This is a genomic window from Variovorax sp. 10L421, assembly GCF_056395365.1.
Genome location: NZ_JBFTJJ010000001.1, coordinates 220,337 through 239,171, shown reverse-complemented (window position 1 = coordinate 239,171; position 18,835 = coordinate 220,337). Strand labels below are relative to the sequence as shown.

General features: G+C 65.1%; 11 protein-coding genes and 3 pseudogenes. 5 read left to right on the top strand and 9 right to left on the bottom strand.

Features of this window, described 5'->3' with window-relative positions:
• Positions 1-70 precede the first annotated feature (70 nt).
• From AC1DFC_RS01110 to AC1DFC_RS01100, 3 genes are all read right to left on the bottom strand, one after another.
• A complete protein-coding gene (locus tag AC1DFC_RS01110; RefSeq protein ID WP_478178570.1) occupies positions 71-532 on the bottom strand; it encodes a metallophosphoesterase family protein in 462 nt (153 codons plus the stop codon).
• 36 nt (positions 533-568) lie between these two features.
• Positions 569-3,433 (bottom strand): aconitate hydratase, encoded by a 2,865-nt coding sequence (locus AC1DFC_RS01105; RefSeq protein ID WP_007831367.1) that lies wholly within the window; start codon positions 3,431-3,433, stop codon positions 569-571.
• 153 nt (positions 3,434-3,586) lie between these two features.
• Positions 3,587-4,021, bottom strand: a complete 435-nt coding sequence (locus AC1DFC_RS01100; RefSeq protein WP_007831369.1) for a hypothetical protein — start codon at positions 4,019-4,021, stop codon at positions 3,587-3,589.
• A 135-nt stretch (positions 4,022-4,156) separates the two neighbouring features.
• Between AC1DFC_RS01100 and AC1DFC_RS01095 the strand changes: the two genes are divergently transcribed.
• Positions 4,157-5,002 carry a helix-turn-helix domain-containing protein gene (locus AC1DFC_RS01095; protein WP_413331393.1) on the top strand — a complete coding sequence of 282 codons (846 nt, stop codon included), beginning with the start codon at positions 4,157-4,159 and terminating at the stop codon, positions 5,000-5,002.
• A gap of 15 nt (positions 5,003-5,017) precedes the next feature.
• On the opposite strand, the gene AC1DFC_RS01090 is transcribed toward AC1DFC_RS01095, so the two are convergent.
• The 4 genes and pseudogenes from AC1DFC_RS01090 to AC1DFC_RS01075 all read right to left on the bottom strand — a co-directional run.
• Positions 5,018-5,632 carry a hypothetical protein gene (locus AC1DFC_RS01090; protein WP_413331394.1) on the bottom strand — a complete coding sequence of 205 codons (615 nt, stop codon included), beginning with the start codon at positions 5,630-5,632 and terminating at the stop codon, positions 5,018-5,020.
• An 8-nt stretch (positions 5,633-5,640) separates the two neighbouring features.
• Positions 5,641-6,789, bottom strand: coding sequence for a DUF2827 domain-containing protein (locus AC1DFC_RS01085; protein WP_478178569.1), 1,149 nt, complete (start codon positions 6,787-6,789; stop codon positions 5,641-5,643).
• Positions 6,786-7,937 carry a DUF2827 family protein gene (locus tag AC1DFC_RS01080; protein ID WP_413331396.1) on the bottom strand — a complete coding sequence of 384 codons (1,152 nt, stop codon included), beginning with the start codon at positions 7,935-7,937 and terminating at the stop codon, positions 6,786-6,788. The genes AC1DFC_RS01085 and AC1DFC_RS01080 overlap by 4 nt, the downstream gene beginning before the upstream one ends.
• A gap of 84 nt (positions 7,938-8,021) precedes the next feature.
• Positions 8,022-8,513: pseudogene (locus AC1DFC_RS01075) on the bottom strand (YadA-like family protein); the annotation flags it as partial.
• Here AC1DFC_RS01075 and AC1DFC_RS01070 point away from each other — a divergent pair.
• Both AC1DFC_RS01070 and AC1DFC_RS01065 read left to right on the top strand, forming a co-directional pair.
• A complete protein-coding gene (locus AC1DFC_RS01070; RefSeq protein ID WP_414930031.1) occupies positions 8,398-8,631 on the top strand; it encodes a hypothetical protein in 234 nt (77 codons plus the stop codon). The pseudogene AC1DFC_RS01075 and the gene AC1DFC_RS01070 sit on opposite strands and share 116 nt — an antisense overlap.
• An 18-nt stretch (positions 8,632-8,649) precedes the next feature.
• A complete protein-coding gene (locus AC1DFC_RS01065; RefSeq protein ID WP_478178568.1) occupies positions 8,650-9,066 on the top strand; it encodes a hypothetical protein in 417 nt (138 codons plus the stop codon).
• 53 nt (positions 9,067-9,119) lie between these two features.
• Here the strand turns inward: AC1DFC_RS01065 and AC1DFC_RS01060 are convergent.
• Positions 9,120-15,818 (bottom strand): annotated as a pseudogene (locus AC1DFC_RS01060) (ESPR-type extended signal peptide-containing protein); the annotation flags it as partial.
• 354 nt (positions 15,819-16,172) lie between these two features.
• Positions 16,173-16,301 (bottom strand): annotated as a pseudogene (locus tag AC1DFC_RS01055) (ESPR domain-containing protein); the annotation flags it as partial.
• A 470-nt stretch (positions 16,302-16,771) separates the two neighbouring features.
• Between AC1DFC_RS01055 and AC1DFC_RS01050 the strand changes: the two are divergent.
• Both AC1DFC_RS01050 and AC1DFC_RS01045 read left to right on the top strand, forming a co-directional pair.
• Positions 16,772-17,908: a DUF2827 domain-containing protein gene (locus AC1DFC_RS01050; protein WP_007830522.1), complete on the top strand. Its 1,137-nt coding sequence runs from the start codon at positions 16,772-16,774 to the stop codon at positions 17,906-17,908.
• A 20-nt stretch (positions 17,909-17,928) separates the two neighbouring features.
• Positions 17,929-18,789 (top strand): hypothetical protein, encoded by an 861-nt coding sequence (locus AC1DFC_RS01045; protein WP_413331397.1) that lies wholly within the window; start codon positions 17,929-17,931, stop codon positions 18,787-18,789.
• Positions 18,790-18,835 lie beyond the last annotated feature (46 nt).

Here is an 18,835-nt window from a genome sequence, read left to right as displayed (position 1 = left end):
ACCCCCTCAAAAGCATGGAAGCCCGGCAAATCGGGGGGTTTTCGCTCGGTTCGGCCGCCCCGTGCGGGGCTCAAGCGGCCAGTTCGACGACGCGCGCGGTGACGGCATCGCCGTCGATCAGCAGTTCGGCCACGGCGATGGGCAGCTTGAACCGGCGCGGGCCCGCGCTGCCCGGGTTGACGTACAGCACGCCGCCGCGCTCCGCGATCTTCGGCTGGTGCGAATGGCCCGAGACGACCACGCGCACGCCGGCCGCCGACGGGTCGATGCCGAGCTGCGCGAGGTCGTGGATGGCATAGAGCTGCACATCGCCGAACGCCAGCCGTTCGGTTTCAGCGATCACCTCGGCCCAGGGCTCGCGGTCGTTGTTGCCGCGCACGGCCGTCAGCGGCGCGATGGCCGCGAGCGCTTCGAGGATGCCGACGCTCCCGATGTCGCCGCCATGCACGATGAAGTCGCTGCCCTTCAGGAAAGCGACGGCCTCGGGCCGCAGGAGCCCGTGGGTGTCGGAAATGAGGCCGATGCGGAGCATGGAAGAAGAAAGGCCTCTCGGGGAAACAAGCCCGTGCTATTCCAGCAGTTGCCGCAGCACGAAGGGCAGGATGCCGCCGTGCTTGTAGTAGTCGACCTCGATCGGCGTGTCGATGCGCAGGCGCACCGTCACCTCCTGATGCGTGTCGTCGGCGCGGTGCACGACCAGCTTCACGTCCATCTGCGGCTTCAGCTCGCTGCCGATCACCACGTCGATCTTCTCGTCGCCGGTGAGGCCCAGCGTCTGCCACGAATCGGCGCCGCGGAACTGCAGCGGCAGCACGCCCATGCCGACCAGGTTGGCGCGATGGATGCGCTCGAAGCTGCGCGCCACCACGGCCTTGATGCCCAGCAGCTGGGTGCCCTTGGCCGCCCAGTCGCGCGAGGAGCCGGTACCGTATTCCTCGCCGCCGAACACCACCGTCGGCACGCCCTGCGCCATGTACTTCATGGCGGCGTCGTAGATGAACATCTTCTCGTTGCCGGGCTGGAACAGCGTGACGCCGCCCTCTTCCTGCGTGCCGTTGGCGTCCGGCGGAATCATCAGGTTCTTGATGCGCACGTTGGCGAAGGTGCCGCGCATCATCACGTCGTGGTTGCCGCGGCGCGAACCGTAGCTGTTGAAGTCGGCCTTGGCCACGCCATGCGCCTTGAGCCAGATGCCCGCGGGCGAGCTTTCCTTGATGGAGCCGGCCGGCGAGATGTGGTCGGTGGTGATCGAGTCGCCGAACAGCGCCATGACGCGTGCGCCCTTGAAGCCCGCGTCCGACGCGTGCGGCGTCATCCTGAAGCCCTCGAAGAACGGCGGCTCGGCGATGTAGGTCGACTTCGGCCAGTCGTACACCTGGCCGTTGGTGCCCTCGATGCTGCTCCAGAACTTGCCCGGGTCGGTCTTGACCTTGTCGTAGTTCTCGCGGAACGATTTTGCATTCATCGCGTAGCGCAGGTTCTCGTCGATTTCCTTCGGCGTCGGCCAGATGTCGCCCAGGTACACGTCCTTGCCGTTCCGGCCCTTGCCCACGGGCTCGGTCATGAGGTCGGTCATCACGTTGCCCGCGATGGCGAAGGCCACCACCAGCGGCGGCGAGGCGAGGAAGTTGGCCTTCAGGTTCGGATGGATGCGCGCCTCGAAGTTGCGGTTGCCCGACAGCACGGCCGCGCCGATCAGGTCGTTCTTGGTGATGGCCTCGTTGATCTCGGGCGTCAGGTCGCCGGCGTTGCCGATGCAGGTGGTGCAGCCGTAGCCCGCGAGGTAGAAGCCGAGCTTCTCGAGGTACGGCAGCAGGCCGGCCTTCTCCAGGTATTCGGTGACGATGCGCGAGCCGGGCGCCAGAGAGGTCTTGACGTGCGGCTTGACCGTGAGCCCTGCCTCCACCGCCTTCTTCGCGAGCAGGCCGGCGGCCAGCATCACGCTCGGGTTCGAGGTGTTGGTGCACGAGGTGATGGCCGCGATCAGCACGTCGCCGTTGCCGATGGTGACTTCGCCCTTGGGCGCCGGCGGTGCGGTGGCGCTGGTGTGTGCCGCGGCGTGGGTCGAGCGGTTGGCCACCATCTCGATCACGTCGCGCGGCGCACCGGGCGGCGGCGCCGCGGCTTCGTCGTCGCCGCGCACGCCGTTCACGCTCAGCGGATAGCGCAGCTTGAGCTTGTCGGCCGGCTGGTTGAAGCCGTTGGCTTCGTTGGGCTTGCTGTAGAGCTCGGAGAACTTGGTGGCCAGGTGGCCAAGGTCGATGCGGTCCTGCGGGCGCTTCGGGCCGGCCAGGCTCGGGGACACGGTGCCGAGGTCGAGCCTGACGATTTTCGTGTAGTCGATGTCGCCCGGGTTGGGCATGCCGTACAGGCCCTGCGCCTTGTAGTAGGCGGCGAAGCGCTCGACCTCTTCCTTGGTGCGGCCGGTGCCTTCGAAGTACGCCACGGTCATGTCGTCGACCGGGAAGAAGCCCATGGTCGCGCCGTATTCGGGCGCCATGTTGCCGATGGTCGCGCGGTCGGGCACGGCGATGGAAGCCGCGCCGGGACCGAAGAACTCGACGAACTTGCCCACGACCTTCTCGGCCCGCAGGATGGACGTGACGTACAGCACCAGATCGGTGGCCGTCACACCTTCGCGCAGCTTGCCGGTGAGCTCGAAGCCCACCACGTCGGGCGTGAGCATGTAGACCGGCTGGCCCAGCATGGCTGCCTCGGCCTCGATGCCGCCCACGCCCCAGCCGACCACGCCGATGCCGTTGATCATGGTCGTGTGGCTGTCGGTGCCGACCAGCGAGTCGGGATAGTAGGTGGGCACGTCGTTCGCGTCGCCCGGGCTCTTGTAGACGCCGCGGGCGAAGTATTCGAGATTGACCTGGTGCACGATGCCGAAGCCCGGCGGCACGACGCGGAAGGTGTCGAAGGCCTGCATGCCCCACTTCATGAACTGGTAGCGCTCGTTATTGCGCTGGAACTCCAGCTTCATGTTCAGGTCGAGCGCCTTGGGCGTGCCGTAGTAGTCGACCATGACCGAGTGGTCGACCACCAGGTCGACGGGCACCAGCGGCTCGATGGTCTTGGGCGACTTGCCGAGCTTGGCGGCCACACTGCGCATGGCGGCCAGGTCGGCCAGCAGCGGCACCCCGGTGAAGTCCTGCAGCACCACGCGGGTGACGACGAAAGGAATCTCGTCGGTGCGCTCGGCGTTCGGCGCCCAGTGGGCCAGCTCTTCGACATGCTTGGCCGAGACCTTCTGCCCGTCGCAATTGCGCAGCACCGATTCGAGCACGATACGGATGGAAACCGGCAGGCGGTCGATGGTCGGGTACTGCTTGGCCAGTTCCTTCAGGGACCAGTATTTGCCGGACTTGCCCGATGCGGTCTTGAAGGTCTTGAGGGTGGACGCAAAGGCATGCGCCGGCGCTTTGGCCATGGGGGAACTCCTGTTTGTTCGTGGAAGCCTCTCAAAGATATCAGGGTTCGATGTCAACGGCTGTAGTCGGTCTTCCCTGCTGACGCCTTGCCGGGCCATGTTCCTCATGGCGAAAAATGCCGGGGGCAGGGGTGTCGCCGGCATTCCGCGATCTCACCAGCGGCCAGCCGGCTCCAGGCCGGAAACCACGCGGGCACCGCCGCGGGTGCGGCGCAGCCCGGTCCACTGCAGCTCGGCCAGCACGACCACGCAGGCCACCTGAGCCAGCACCCAGGCCATGCCCAGCGCAGTGACCGGGAAGATGCCGCTCACCAGCAGCGCGACGCTGGCCACGGCCCAGCCGAAGTTGCCGGCGACGACCAGGCCGATGAGGGTACGCGGCGGCGCGCGGCGGCTGGCCATGAAAGCAGCCGCAGCCGCATAGGCCAGCAGAAAAACGCCCGTACCCGTGAGCAGCGGCGCCGGCAGGCCGGTCAACCTGGCCAGTGCGCCGGTGAACGCCACTTGCAGCGCGCCCGTCGCGGCGCAGGAAGCGGCATCGGCCCACATCACGTTGGGCAGGAAACGGGGGGATGCGAAGACGGACATGTGAATCTCCTTAGGTGTGGTTACGCCGCAAGCCAGCCCTGCCGCGTTGGAGCCCATGATTCCGGCCGACGTGGATCGCGTCGATGACCTGGGAGGTCATGGCGCCGCGCCGCCGGCGCGCCAGAATGCAGCCCCATGAACATCACCCGCTCCCACCTGTCCAAGGCCAGCCAGCCCGGCGCGCGCGACCCGTTCGGCGCCCACCTGCGGCACTGGCGCACCCACCGCCGCCTGAGCCAGCTCGACCTGGCGCAGGAGGCCGAGGTCTCGACCCGGCACCTGAGCTACGTGGAAACCGGCCGCGCCGCGCCCAGCCGCGAGATGGTGCTGCGCCTGGCCGAGCGTCTCGAGGTGCCGCTGCGCGAACGCAATGCGCTGCTGGTGGCCGCGGGCTTTGCGCCGATGTACCGGCAGCGCTCGCTCGACGATCCGGCGATGGCCGCCGCACGCCGCGCTGTCGACCTGGTGCTGAAGGGGCACGAGCCCTTTCCCGCGCTGGCTGTGGACCGCCACTGGAACCTGGTGGCGCACAACGCGCTGGTGCCGATGCTGATGGAAGGCGCCGCGCCCGAGTTGATGCAGGCGCCCATCAACGTGATGCGGCTGAGCCTGCATCCCGACGGCGTGGCTCCGCGCATTGCCAATCTCGCCGAATGGCGCACCCATCTGCTCGAACGGCTGCAGCAGCAGATCGCCGCCACCGGCGACGCGGTGCTGCAGGAATTGCATGACGAACTCGAGGCCTACCCTCCACCCGCGGTCAGCCACGACCTGCCCGCCATCGACACGGCACTGTCGGCCATTGCGGTGCCGATCCAGTTCGTCACGCCGAACGGGGTGCTGAGCTTCATCAGCACCACCACCATCTTCGGCACGCCGGTGGACGTCACGCTGCAGGAACTGGCTGTGGAATCGTTCTTCCCGGCCGATGAGCAGACCGCTGCGGCGCTGACGGCGTTGGCGGCGCAGGCGACGGCTTGAAAGCCTGCGACTGGCTCAGCGCTTCTTCGGAGGCTGGCCCGCGGCACCGGCCGGGGCTGCGCCAGTAACTGCGGCCGGGTCCCGCCAGCCGTATTCAACGTAGCGGCGGATGATCAGGCAGCCCGGCGGCGAATCGATCAGCGAGACCGAGGAGGTGGGCTCCTTCTCGTCGGTGTAGACCGCGTAGTTGGGCAGCAGCCGCGTCATCTTGTAGCTCGCCAGCTCCTGCTGCCCGACGCTCGCGCAGGTGAAGGGCGCGACCGAGATGCGCTCGGCCGACACGGTACAGGCGCCGCTGTCGTCGGGAATGGCGGTGATCGACGCGGCCACGCCGGCGTTCGGAAACTCCATGCCGATCAGCGAGAACATCGGCCCGGCGTCGGGGCGCTTGCGGTCCCAGTCGAGCAGCACGTCGTGGCTGCGGCTGCCCTGCACGGTGAGCGTGGAAAGCCGGGTGATGGCGGGCAGGCAGCGCTTGATGCCCACGCTGGTTGCTGCGCGCGTGAGCGTGTCCTGCGGCGCCGCCGGTGGCGCCTGGGGCACCAGCACGCCCTGCGCGAGTGCAACACCGGCAGCGCCACACGACAGGGCGGCAAGCAGCAGGCGGGGGAATCGTTGGTTCGGCGTCATCCCGGTCCTCATGCGTAAAGGTTCTCGATGGCGGCGGTGTACGTTCGCACGTTGTCCTCGCCCTCGGGGTCGAGCGTCGCGATGAAGCGGCGCGCGCGTTCGCGGTAGGCCGGCAGATCGGCGTCGTGTTCGGCGAAGGCGCGCTGCAGGGCGCGACCGCCCTCCTCGCAGTCGAAGCCGTGATAGCGGTAGCCGCAGTCGCCGATGAGGTGCGAGTTGTGGATCAGCGGATAGCCGCCGTACAGGGCCTCGTAGTAGAGGTAGTTCTGCGCGTTCTCCCAGTGGTGCGCGAACACGGCGTCGATCTTGCCCGGCATCACCTGGTAGACCGGGAAGCGCCCCTCGAAGGTGGCCAGCCCGTGCTGCACGATGTCCAGGTTTTGCGCGAAGCCGATGAACAGCGGCTTGTCCTTCAGATGGAAGCTGTTGTAGACCCACATCTTCTCGATCAGCCGCGGCTGCGCGCGGTGCGCCGCCTCGCAGCCGAGCATCGGGATGAAGCTCGTCTTCACCATGCAGATGTTGGGCTCGAAGATGGCCACGCGCCACTGCCTGCGGCCGGGTTCGTAGGCAAACGGCGGACTCTGCGGCGCGCGGGCCATGGCGCGCTCCAGCACCATCGGGCTCCAGAGGTGAGGCATCAGCCGCACCGGCGCGCGGAAGGTGCTCTCGAAGTAAGGCTTGCAAGACACCTCGTACTCGGGGATCGTCCAGACCTCGTCGTACGGTGCGCCAGAGACCAGCAGGCCGTGCGGCTTGTTGAAGATCATCCGCTCGATGTCGATCACGTAGTCGTTGCCCACACGCATCGAGACGATCTTGCCGCCGCGTTCGCGAAACGCCACGGACCACGACATGGCCAGCTGGGCACTCATCTCGATCATGAGATCGAGCTCTTGTGCGGCCGTGGCCATGTCGATGATGGGCACCGGCGAGTCGGCCAGAAAATTGGTTGCATCCGCAGGACCGCCGTCGCCGCCGCCGGCCACCAGCACGGCGCTTTCCACGCGCGGCGAACGCAGCAGCAGCATCACGAGGAACAGGCAGTTCTGGTAGACGCCGTTCTCCCACAGGCTCTGCTCGCCCTTGCGGATAAAGATGGAAACGCCGACCTTCAGCTTGGCCGGCATGGTGGTCTTTTTCTGCGCTTCGCTCATGCGGCGCTCCTCACGCCGCCGGCACGGAATGCGGCATTGCCGCCCACCAGGTGCAGCAGGCGCTGCGCATAGCCGTCGACGTTCGCCCGGTGGAGCGGATCGAGCGTCTCAAAGACCCGCAGGGAGCGCGCGCGATAGTCATCCAGTTGCCTGTCGTGGCTGCGCACCGCCTGCAGCAGTTGCGCCGCGCCGGCGGCGATGTCGAAGTCGGGGTAGTAATAGCCGGCATCGCGCAGCCAGGGCGAGTTGTGCACCAGCGGATAGTTGCCGTAGAGCGCATCGAGGTAGCTGTAGTTCTGGTCGTTCTGCCACTGGTGCGAAACCACCGCGTCGGCGAACTGCACCATGAAGCCCGCGAAGTCGTGCCGGCCATGGAAGATCGCCTTGTGCTGGCGCACGATGTCGAGCGAGTTCGCCAGGTACAGCATCGTCGGGTGGTCCTTGACGTGCAGGGTGTTGAGCACCTGCATCGAGGCCACGGCGGTTGGGTCGGCGCGATAGGCCCCGTCGCAGATCAGCATGGGCACGCTGCTGGACTTCACCACCGAGATATTGGGCTCGAAGATCGCCACCCGAAACCCCGGCTGCTCGGCCGTGCGCGGCGTGTAGCCGAAACGGTGGCCCGCGGCCTCGACCTCCGCGACGCGCTGGGCCAGGAACTGCGGCGACCAGAGATACGGCACCTCGAACACCGGGCAGCGGTGCATGGTGCGCATCATCGGCGCGAACACCGCGTCCTTGGGCAACAGCCACACCTCGTCGCAGCGGTCGGGCTTGCTGAAGTGGCCCTTGTCGTTGAACACGATCGGCTCGGCCAGCGCCGCGAAGGGCTGGCCCACGCAATGGAACACCACGCGGCCGCCGCATGTGCGGAAGTAGGAGAGCCATTGCACGTCGAGCGCGCCGGCCATCTCGATGACCACGTCCAGCGCATCGGTCAGGTCGCGGGCCCGCCCGAAAGCCAGGCCCATGGCGGCCAGGTCGACCTGGGGCGGCATGCTCGGCTGGTCGCCGGCGTCGACCAGGGTCACGGATTCGACGAACTCGATGCGTTGCAGCAGCCGGGCGAGAAACAGGACGTTCTGCCCCATTCCGTTTTCCCAGATGTTCTGCCCCGCGTGGGTGAGGACTGAAATACCAATGCGCATGGGGGCGAAGTGTGTACCAAAAAAAAACGGCTCCCGCACCGTCAGCGCGGGAGCCGCCCGGTCAGGGGCGATTCAGCGGCTTGCTTACTTCCACTTCCAGCCGATGCCGGCGTTGATGCCCCACTCCTTGCCCGTGGTCGTCAGGCCCGCGCCCCAGGACATCTTGCCGTCATCGGACAGCGCCTTGAATGTCAGCGCCACGGCGCTGTAGCCCTTGTAGCTGCCGAGACCCACGCCCACGGTCTTTTCGCCGGGGTACAGCGTCGGCAGGTACGTGCCCGACATCGCGAAGGCCATGGCCGTGCCCGAGTAGGCGATGCGCGCCACGTCGCCGACCTGTCCCTTCACCTGGTTCAGCTGGTTCAGGTTCACGGCGTCCGTCGGCAGCACGCCCGGCGCCACGTTGCTGATGCGCGTGCCGCCCGGTGCCTGCCCGCCGCCCAGCGTGACCTGGTTGTAGTTGACCGAGCCGTCCGGGTTGGTCGCGTACTGCACGCCGCCGGCCGCAACCGCATTGGCCGTGGCCCTCAATTGCGCCACGTTGGTGGCGTCGCTGTCGGCCGTACCTGCCGCCACGCCGGTGATCTGGCGATACTGGCCGGAGGCCGCATCGCCCACCGACACTGCGGCCTGCGTGCTGGTGGTTGCCCTGATGGCCGCCGCCTGCTGCGCCGTCGCGCTGCCCGGCACGTAGCCGGCCACACCCGCCGCGGTGGAAGCCACCGAGCCCGAGCCCAGCGCCACGCCGCCGCTTTGCTGCACGATGGCGCCGAAGCCGATGGCCGTGCCCTTGGAGATGTTCTGCGCCTGGCTCAGCGCCGTACCGCCTGCGTCGGCGTTGTCGCCCAGCGCCACGCCACCGCCGCCTGCGCGGGAGTTCACACCAATGGCCTGCGAGCCCGTGGCCAGCGCCCCGGTACCGATGGCGATCGCGTTCGCACCCGTCGCCTGGGCGCCGAAGCCCACCGCCACCGCGCCGTCGGCCGTGGCCCGGGCGCCGTTGCCGGCTGCAAACGAGTTGGCGCCGCTGGCCACCGATTGCGGGCCGATCGCCACAGCTTCCTGGCCAGAGGCTTGGGCATCCGCCGCCGTCGAGTTGGCGTGGAAGTACTTGGTGCCGGTGTTGTAGATGTTGTTGACCGACGTGCTCAGGCTGTTGACGTTGACGTTGGTCGTGCTCAGGCTGCTCGACAGGCTGCCGAGACCGGTCGACAGACTGGCGATGCCGCTGGTCGCGGTGCTCAGGCCCGACGAGGTCGAAGTCGACAGGCTTGCCACGCTGCTGTTCGTCGTGCTCAGGCCGGTGGACAGGCTGCCGATGCTGCTCGTCGCCGTGCTCAGGCCGGTCGAAGTCGAGGTCGACAGGCTGGCCACGCTGCTGTTCGTCGTGCTCAAGCCCGTCGACAGGCTGCCGATGCCGCTCGTCGTGGTGCTCAGGCCGGTGGACAGGCTGTCGACCGTGCTCGACACCGTGCTCAGGCCGGTGGAGAGGCTGCCGATGCTGCTGGTCGCGGTGCTCAGACCTGTGGAAGTCGAGGTCGACAGGCTGGTCACGTTGCTGTTCGTCGTGCTCAAGCCCGTGGACAAGCTGCCGATGCTGCTCGTGGTCGTGCTCAGGCCGGTCGAGACCGATGCCGACAGGCTGGCCACGTTGCTGTTGGTCGTGCTCAGGCCCGTCGACAGGCTGCTGATGCTGCTGGTCGCGGTGCTCAGACCCGTCGAGGTCGACGTGGACAGGCTGTCGATGCTGCTCGTGGCAGTGCTCAGGCCGGTGGAAGTCGAAGTCGAGAGGCTGGCAACGTTGCTGTTGGTCGTGCTCAAGCCGGTGGACAGGCTGCTGATGCCGCTGGTCGCGGTGCTCAAGCCCGTCGAAGTCGACGTGGACAAGCTGTCGATGCTGCTTGTAGCCGTGCTCAGCCCGGTGGACGTCGACGTGGACAGGCTCGCAACGTTGCTGTTCGTCGTGCTGAGCCCCGTCGACAGGCTGCTGATGCTGCTGATGGCGGTGCTCAGACCCGTCGAAGTCGACGTGGACAAGCTGTCGATGCTGCTCGTGGCCGTGCTCAGGCCCGTGGAGGTCGAGGTCGACAGGCTGGCCACGTTGCTGTTTGTCGTGCTCAGGCTGGTCGACAGGCTGCCGATACCGCCACCAAGCGAGGTCGACAGCGACGTCAGCTGGCCGAAGTTCACTGCATCGGTGGGATTCACACCCGCGGCGACGTTCGTGAGGATGACCGGCGAGGTTGCACCCACGCCTCCCAGCGTGACCCTGGAGTGGCTTGCATCGTCGTACTGGACCGAATTGGCAAGGCCGGTCGACAAGCTGCCGATGCTGCTGGTCGCGGTGCTCAGGCCGCTGGACAGGCTGCTGATGCCGCTTGTTGCGGTGCTCAGGCCAGTCGAGGTCGACGTCGACAGGCTGGCCACGTTGCTGTTGGTCGTGCTCAGGCCGCTCGACAGACTGGTGATACCGCTGGTCGCAGTGCTCAGACCCGTCGAGGTCGAGGTCGACAGGCTGCTCACGTTGCTGTTGGTGGTGCTGAGGCCGGTCGAGAGGCTGCTGATGCCGCTGGTAGCAGTGCTCAGACCGGTCGAGGTCGAGGTCGACAGGCTGGTTACGTTGCTGTTTGTCGTGCTCAGGCCGGTGGACAGGCTGCTGATGCCACTGGTCGCGGTGCTCAAACCCGTCGAGGTCGACGTGGACAGACTGTCAATGCTGCTCGTGGCGGTGCTCAGACCGGTGGAGGTCGAGGTCGACAGGCTGGCGACGTTGCTGTTCGTCGTGCTCAGGCCAGTGGACAGGCTGCTGATGCCGCTGGTGGCCGTACTCAGACCGGTCGAGGTCGAAGTCGAGAGGCTGGCGACGTTACTGTTTGTCGTGCTCAAGCCAGTGGACAGACTGCTGATGCCGCTGGTTGCCGTGCTCAGGCCCGTCGAGGTCGAGGTCGACAGGCTCGCCACATTGCTGTTGGTGGTGCTCAGTCCAGAAGACAGGCTGCTGATGCTGCTCGTTGCGGTGCTCAGGCCAGTCGAGGTTGAAGTCGACAGGCTGGCAACGTTGCTGTTCGTCGTGCTCAGCCCCGAGGACAGATTGGTGATACCGCTCGTCGCAGTACTCAGCCCTGTCGATGTGGAGGTCGACAGGCTGCTCACATTGCTGTTGGTCGTGCTGAGGCCCGTCGACAGGCTGCTGATGCCGCTTGTCGCGGTGCTCAGACCCGTCGAGGTCGATGTGGACAGGCTGTCGATGCTGCTCGTCGCTGTGCTCAGACCGGTGGAGGTCGAGGTCGACAGGCTGGCGACGTTGCTGTTCGTCGTGCTGAGGCCGGTGGACAGACTGCTGATGCCGCTCGTTGCGGTGCTCAGGCCAGTCGAGGTCGAGGTGGACAGGCTGTCGATACTGCTCGCGGCCGTGCTCAGACCCGTGGAGGTCGAAGTCGACAGGCTGCTCACATTGCTGTTGGTTGTGCTGAGGCCCGTCGAAAGGCTGTTGATGCCGCTCGTCGCTGTGCTCAAGCCGGTGGAGGTCGAGGTCGACAGGCTGGCGACGTTGCTGTTCGTCGTGCTCAGGCCGCTCGACAGACTGGTGATACCGCTGGTCGCCGTGCTCAGACCCGTCGAGGTCGAAGTCGACAGGCTGCTCACGTTGCTGTTGGTCGTGCTGAGGCCAGTCGAGGTCGACGTCGACAGGCTGGCGACGTTGCTGTTCGTCGTGCTCAGGCCGGTGGACAGGCTGCTGATGCCACTGGTCGCCGTGCTCAAACCCGTCGAGGTCGACGTGGACAGACTGTCGATGCTGCTAGTGGCCGTGCTCAGACCGGTGGAGGTCGAGGTCGACAGGCTGGCGACGTTGCTGTTGGTCGTGCTCAGGCCGGTCGACAGGCTGCTGATGCCGCTGGTCGCCGTGCTCAAGCCGGTGGAGGTCGAGGTGGACAGGCTGTCGATGCTGCTCGTAGCAGTGCTCAGACCCGTGGAGGTCGAGGTCGACAGGCTGGCAACGTTGCTGTTCGTCGTACTCAGGCCGCTCGACAGGCTGGTGATACCGCTTGTCGCAGTGCTCAGGCCGGTGGACAGACTGCTTATGCCGCTTGTTGCAGTGCTCAGGCCCGTCGAAGTCGAGGTCGACAAGCTGGCCACATTGCTGTTCGTCGTGCTGAGGCCCGTCGAAAGGCTGTTGATGCCGCTCGTCGCTGTGCTCAAGCCGGTGGAGGTCGAGGTCGACAGGCTGGCGACGTTGCTGCTCGTCGTGCTCAGGCCGGTGGACAGGCTGGTGATGCCGCTGGTGGCCGTGCTCAGGCCCGTCGAGGTCGAAGTCGACAGGCTGCTCACATTGCTGTTGGTTGTGCTGAGGCCCGTCGAAAGGCTGCTGATGCCGCTCGTCGCGGTACTCAAGCCGGTCGAAGTCGACGTGGACAAGCTGTCGATGCTGCTGGTAGCCGTACTCAGCCCGGTAGACGTCGAGGTCGACAGGCTGGCGATACCGCTGGTCGCCGTGCTCAAACCGGTCGAGGTCGACGTGGACAGGCTAACCACGTTGCTGTTTGTCGTGCTGAGCCCCGTCGACAGGCTGCTGATGCCGCTTGTCGCAGTACTCAGACCCGTCGACGTCGACGTAGACAGGCTAGTCACGTTGCTGTTGGTGGTGCTCAAGCCGCTCGACAGGCTAGAAATACCGCTGGTGGCCGTGCTTAGCCCCGTGGAAGTCGAAGTCGACAGACTGCCGATACTGCTCGTCGCAGTGCTCAGGCCGGTTGACGTCGAGGTCGACAAGCTGGCAACAGTACTGTTGGTCGTGCTCAGGCCGGTCGACAGACTGTCGAGACCGCTGCCCGCCGTGCTCAAAGCGGTCGACAGGCTGGAGATGCCGCTGGTGGTCGTACTCAGCCCCGTGGAGGTCGAGGTCGACAGGCTGGCAACGGCACTGTTGGTCGTGCTCAGGCCGGTCGACAACGAACCCGCGGTCGTGGAAAGTTGGCTGACATTGACGGCATCCTGCGGAGCACTGCCCGGGGCCACCCCCGTGATCTGGCGATTGCCCACGTTTACCTCGCCCGACGAGGTTTGCGGCGCGGCTAGGCCGAAGGCGGTGTAGTTGGTCAGCGCCCCCACGTTGGCCACTGAGCCAGCGCCCAGCGCTACGCTGTTGGCCACGTTGGTCTGCGCATTCAAGCCCAGCGCCACGCTGGAGTTGCCATTCGATATCGCGTTCTGGCCGATGGCCACGCTGTCGGCACCGAGAGCCTGACTGTCTGCACCCGTACTGTTGGTATGGAAATACTTCGTACCGGTGTTGTAGATCGTGCTGACCGACGAACTCAGCGTACTCAGGTTGCTGTTCGTCGTGCTCAGCCCCGTCGACAAGCTTCCAATGCCGCTGAAGGAGGTGCTCAGGCCCGAGGATGTCGAAGTTGAGAGGCTGCTGAGGCTGCTGTTGGTCGTGCTGAGGCCCGTCGACAGGCTGGTGATGCCGCTGGTCGCAGTGCTCAAACCCGTCGAAGTCGACGTGGACAAGCTGCCGATGCTGCTCGTAGCCGTGCTCAGACCGGTCGACGTCGAGGTCGACAGGCTAGCCACATTGCTGTTCGTCGTGCTCAAGCCACTCGACAGACTTGTGATGCCGCTGGTCGCGGTGCTCAGCCCCGTGGAGGTCGAGGTCGACAGGCTGGCGACGTTGCTATTGGTCGTGCTCAGGCCGCTCGACAGGCTGGTGATGCCGCTGGTAGCTGTGCTCAGGCCCGTCGACGTCGAGGTCGACAAGCTACCCACGCTGCTGTTCGTCGTGCTCAGGCCGGTGGAGAGGCTGCTGATACCGCTGGTCGCGGTGCTCAAACCCGTCGAAGTCGAGGTGGACAAGCTGTCGATGCTGCTGGTGGCCGTGCTCAGCCCGGTGGACGTTGAAGTCGACAAGCTGGCAACGTTGCTGTTCGTCGTGCTGAGCCCCGTCGACAGGCTGCTGATGCCGCTTGTTGCAGTGCTCAGGCCCGTCGAGGTCGACGTAGACAGGCTGGCCAGGTTGCTGTCCGTTGTGCTGAGGCTGGTAGACAAGCTACCGATACCGCTGGTCGCAGTGCTCAGACCCGTCGAAGTCGAAGTCGACAGACTGCTCACGTTGCTGTTGGTTGTGCTGAGGCCCGTCGAAAGGCTGCCGATGCCGCTCGTCGATGTGCTCAAGCCGGTGGAGGTCGAGGTCGACAGGCTGCTGATGCTGCTGGTGGCCGTGCTCAGCCCCGTGGAGGTCGAAGTCGACAGGCTGGCAACAGCACTGTTGGTCGTACTCAGGCCGCTCGACAGGCTGGTGATACCGCTCGTAGCAGTGCTAAGACCCGTCGAAGTCGAAGTCGACAAGCTGGAGACATTGCTGTTCGTCGTGCTCAGGCCGCTTGACAGGCTCGTGATGCCGCTGGTTGCGGTGCTCAGGCCTGTGGAGGTCGAGGTCGACAAGCTCGTCACATTGCTGTTGGTGGTGCTCAGACCAGAAGACAGGCTGGTGATGCCGCTGGTCGCAGTGCTCAAACCCGTCGAAGTCGACGTGGACAAGCTGCCGATGCTGCTCGTAGCCGTGCTCAGGCCGGTCGACGTCGAGGTCGACAGGCTGGCCACATTGCTGTTCGTCGTGCTCAAGCCACTCGACAGACTTGTGATGCCGCTGGTTGCAGTGCTCAGCCCCGTGGAGGTCGAGGTCGACAAGCTCGCGACATTGCTATTGGTGGTGCTCAGGCCCGTCGAAGTGGAAGTCGACAGGCTAGCCACATTGCTGTTCGTCGTGCTCAAGCCACTCGACAGACTTGTGATTCCGCTCGTTGCCGTGCTCAGGCCTGTGGAGGTCGAAGTCGACAAGCTCGCGACATTGCTATTGGTGGTGCTCAGGCCCGTCGAAGTGGAAGTCGACAGGCTGGCCACATTGCTGTTCGTCGTACTCAAGCCACTCGACAGACTTGTGATGCCGCTGGTTGCGGTGCTCAGCCCCGTGGAGGTTGAGGTCGATAAGCTCGCGACATTGCTGTTGGTGGTGCTCAGACCAGAAGACAGGCTGGTGATACCGCTCGTCGCGGTGCTCAGACCCGTCGAAGTGGAAGTCGACAGGCTCGCCACGTTGCTGTTCGTCGTACTCAGGCCACTCGACAGACTTGTGATGCCGCTGGTTGCGGTGCTCAGCCCCGTGGAGGTCGAAGTCGACAAGCTGGTGACGTTGCTATTGGTGGTGCTCAGGCCAGAGGACAGGCTGGTGATACCGCTCGTCGCAGTGCTCAACCCCGTGGAGGTCGAGGTGGACAGGCTAGCCACATTGCTGTTCGTCGTGCTCAAGCCACTCGACAGACTTGTGATGCTGCTGGTTGCGGTGCTCAGCCCCGTGGAGGTCGAGGTCGACAGGCTGGCGATGCTGCTGCCGGTCGTGCTCAGCCCGGAAAACAGCTGACTGCCGTTGATCGCATCCGTCGAGCTGGATGTCACGCGGCCCGCGGCCACATTGGTGACTTGGCGCTCCGAACCCACTCCACCACCGACGCTGACCACTCCGATCGGTGCAGCGCCTGCGAAGCCCCCATAAGTGACGCTTCCGATGGTTGCACTGGGAACGGCGGTCGCCGCAGCCGTCGTACTGCCATCACCGAGCGCGACGCTGCGCGCGGTGCTCGCAACGGCACCGCGCCCGATGGCAATGCCGGATGTTGCAGCCGCAACCACGGATGACTCGCCGCCAATGGCGATGGCATCGGATGCACCTGCCTGCGCTCCCTTGGTCGCATTGCTGCCGATGGCAACAGCTCCAGCGCCCGAGGCGGTCGTGGAATTGGCAACGCTCAACGGTGTAGTCCCATTTCCCCCTGAGCCTCCTATCGCAACAGCATTGATAGCTGAAGCGTTGCTCCCGAAGCCCATCGCGATACTCGAGATGCCCGTTGCGCTGGACTCGAGGCCAAAGGCAGTGCTCCATTTATTCGCGTTGCTGAGAAAACCGAACGCCGCAGCACCGTCTCCGCCAGCCTTTGCAAAGGCGCCCACCACAGTAACGCCAATAAACCCCCCACCAACGGCGTTACACCCCTCGACGACCGAGTACGTGCCTGAGCCGTCTTGCGCCGGCGAACCGTTGCCAGAAGGCCCGTCAGTTGTGGTACCGGGATTGATTCGACCGACCACACCGCTCGAAAAGGTGGTGCACGTGTCGTTCGTTTTGACAACATTGGCTAGCGATGCAGTCGGCCACCCCTGCATCAATCCAAATGCGGCAGCGATCGCAGCCAATACAGGCATGGATCTTGTCGTCCCGCTACTCCGTTTACCCCGTGCCAAAGTGATTTCGGACGTAGCCACCCATGCACCAAGTGCTTCGTTCCAGATGCTTCTGTAGGACTTGTTCATTTGCTTTGATTCGGCTCGCGGTGAGAAACGGGCAGGTTGAAATCGACCGAAAGTGCGATGCGCCCTGCGCCAGGTTTCATCGCTGAAGGCACACGCGGGCGCCTTGATTGCAGGAATGCTGGAATGTACGGACTTGTTTACATTTAGGAGTAATCGCCGGGACCAGGAAAACTAATCCTGATGATTTAGTTCACAAAACCAGGAGAAGAGTTACTTTTCCCGGAGGCGGTAGTTGTCGGAGTACTACGGCCAGAAGAGCAACTTCTAGAATGCCAACAGGGAGTAACTTCGCTCATCGCCGCCCTTACTGCTGCGTTCTGGACGACCGGCGATCCCCTCTCTTTTTCGCAAGATTCAAGGGCGACTACCCGGAAAAGTATGAAATTCATCACAAAAATCCGGACGAATTCGATATACGAATACGGTCTTAAATGGTCTGCCTAGGCAATTAACATTTACGAAACAATTTAATGCCACCCGCTTCCAAGCTTCGCATCGGCATCACCATCGGCCTCCACCACGAGGCCGAAACCCTCTGGAACAACGGCATCAAGCAGAACGCCGTGTTCCTTGCAGAAGCGCTGAAGCACTGCCCGGGCGTGGCCTCGGTGGTGTTGGTCAACACCACGGCGACCCCCATCACTCCTTCCCTGCCCTGGGATCAGGCGCGCTGGCCCACCATCACCTTCGATGGCGCCAAAGACGGCGTGGACGTGCTGATCGAGCTCGGTGGCCAGATCGACCCGGCGCAGACCGACTACCTGAAGCGACGAGGCGCGCGGCTGGTGTCCTACTGCTGCGGCTTCGAATACGTGCACGCCATGGAGTCGATGCTGTTCAACAAGCCGCTCTGGGGGCAAAACCTGTTCGTGAACCAGCGCTACGACGACATCTGGATGGTTCCGCAGGTGGCAAACATCAGCCAGCCCTACTTCGAGGTGCTGCGACGGGCCGAAGCGCGCCCCGTGCCCTTCGTCTGGAGCCCCGTGTTTCTCGACGAACGCACGCGCGCCCTGCCCGATGCCGGCGTCTATCAGCCGCACGCCGGGCCGCGCCGGCTGAGCGTGATGGAGCCGAACATCAACGTAGTGAAGTTCTGCCTCTACCCCGTCCTGATCGCCGAACTGGCCTACCGCGCGCGGCCCGGCTCCATCGCACTGCTGCAGGTCACCAACGCCGAACGCCTGGCCAGGGAGAACATGGAATTCATCACGCTGATGAACCAGCTCGACCTCGTCCGCGAGCACAAGGCGGTGTTCCTCGGGCGGCACGAAACGCCTGTTTTCCTGGCGCAGAACACGGACATCGTGGTCTCGCACCAGTGGGAGAACCCGCTCAACTACTTCTACCTGGAAACCTGCTGGCAGGGCTATCCGCTGGTGCACAACGCGCACCTGTGCGCGGACCTCGGCTACTACTACGAGGGCAACGATGTGGCCGGTGGCAGCGACCGGGTGCTCGAAGCCATCGACACGCATGATGCGCAGGCAGCCGCCTATCGCGAGCGCCAGCGCAGCCTGATCGACCGCTACCTCCCCGGCAACGCCGCGGCCACCGAGGTCTACAACAACCTGCTGCTCGGCCTGATGCAGCGCCCCGCCCGATAGACAGGCACACGGAGTCCGCAATGCTTGACCCGTCCGAACTCGGGCAGTTCTTTCCCGTGGTCGTGACGCCGAGTCACGACGGCAAGTTCTTCCAGAACTACGTCGCCTCGATGCTGAACTTCACGGTCCAGGCCGAGCGCGCCGGCATGCGGATGCAGGTGCTGATGCACCAGGGCGAGAGCCTGGTGACGCGCGCGCGGAACAACTGCGTGGCCCAGTTCCTCGCCAATCCGCAATGGACCCACCTGTTCTGGATTGACGCCGACATCGGCTTCTCGGCGCAGGCGGCCTTCCGGCTGCTGCTGTCGGGCTACGACATCGCGGCCGGCGTCTACCCATTGAAGCGGGAGAACTGGCCCGATGGCGGCGTGGCCGCGGGCACGACGCAGCAGCAGTTCGAGGCCACCTTCACCCGCTACACGGTCAACGCCAAAGCTTCGGAGACCACTTCGCAGGTCGAGCTCACGATCCAGCCTGACGGCTTCATGGAGATGACCGAGGCGCCGACCGGCTTCATGGTGATCAAGCGTGCCGTGTTCGAGCGGCTCATGGCGAGCTACCCTGATCTCCGCTACGTACCCGACAGCATCGGCGAGGCCGACGTCGGCCTGCACTACCGCTTCTTCGATGTCATGGTCGACCCGCAGACGCGTCGCTATCTCTCGGAAGACTACGGCTTCTGCCGCCTGTGGTCGGGGCTGGGCGAGTCGATCTACATCGATGCCAATTCCAACCTGACGCACCAGGGCGCCAAGCTGTACCGCGGCGACTTCGCCAACTCGTTGCTGACCTCCCTGCCCCATGCAGTGGGCGGCCCGGTCGGCGCGAAGATGGTGCTCACGGGCCAGGAGTACCTGCAGCCCAACGCGCCGTCGCTCTGAGCAACGAGGGGCGCATCGCCCACAAAAAAGCCCCGCCGAAGCGGGG

Excerpts from the sequence above, each read along its gene's own strand:
- AC1DFC_RS01110 (WP_478178570.1), bottom strand. The coding sequence starts at position 532 with ATGCTCCGCATCGGCCTCATTTCCGACACCCACGGGCTCCTGCGGCCC.
- AC1DFC_RS01080 (WP_413331396.1), bottom strand. The coding sequence starts at position 7,937 with ATGCGCATTGGTATTTCAGTCCTCACCCACGCGGGGCAGAACATCTGG.
- AC1DFC_RS01105 (WP_007831367.1), bottom strand. The coding sequence starts at position 3,433 with ATGGCCAAAGCGCCGGCGCATGCCTTTGCGTCCACCCTCAAGACCTTC.
- AC1DFC_RS01045 (WP_413331397.1), top strand. The coding sequence starts at position 17,929 with ATGCTTGACCCGTCCGAACTCGGGCAGTTCTTTCCCGTGGTCGTGACG.
- AC1DFC_RS01050 (WP_007830522.1), top strand. The coding sequence starts at position 16,772 with ATGCCACCCGCTTCCAAGCTTCGCATCGGCATCACCATCGGCCTCCAC.
- AC1DFC_RS01100 (WP_007831369.1), bottom strand. The coding sequence starts at position 4,021 with ATGTCCGTCTTCGCATCCCCCCGTTTCCTGCCCAACGTGATGTGGGCC.
- AC1DFC_RS01085 (WP_478178569.1), bottom strand. The coding sequence starts at position 6,789 with ATGAGCGAAGCGCAGAAAAAGACCACCATGCCGGCCAAGCTGAAGGTC.
- AC1DFC_RS01095 (WP_413331393.1), top strand. The coding sequence starts at position 4,157 with ATGAACATCACCCGCTCCCACCTGTCCAAGGCCAGCCAGCCCGGCGCG.
- AC1DFC_RS01090 (WP_413331394.1), bottom strand. The coding sequence starts at position 5,632 with ATGACGCCGAACCAACGATTCCCCCGCCTGCTGCTTGCCGCCCTGTCG.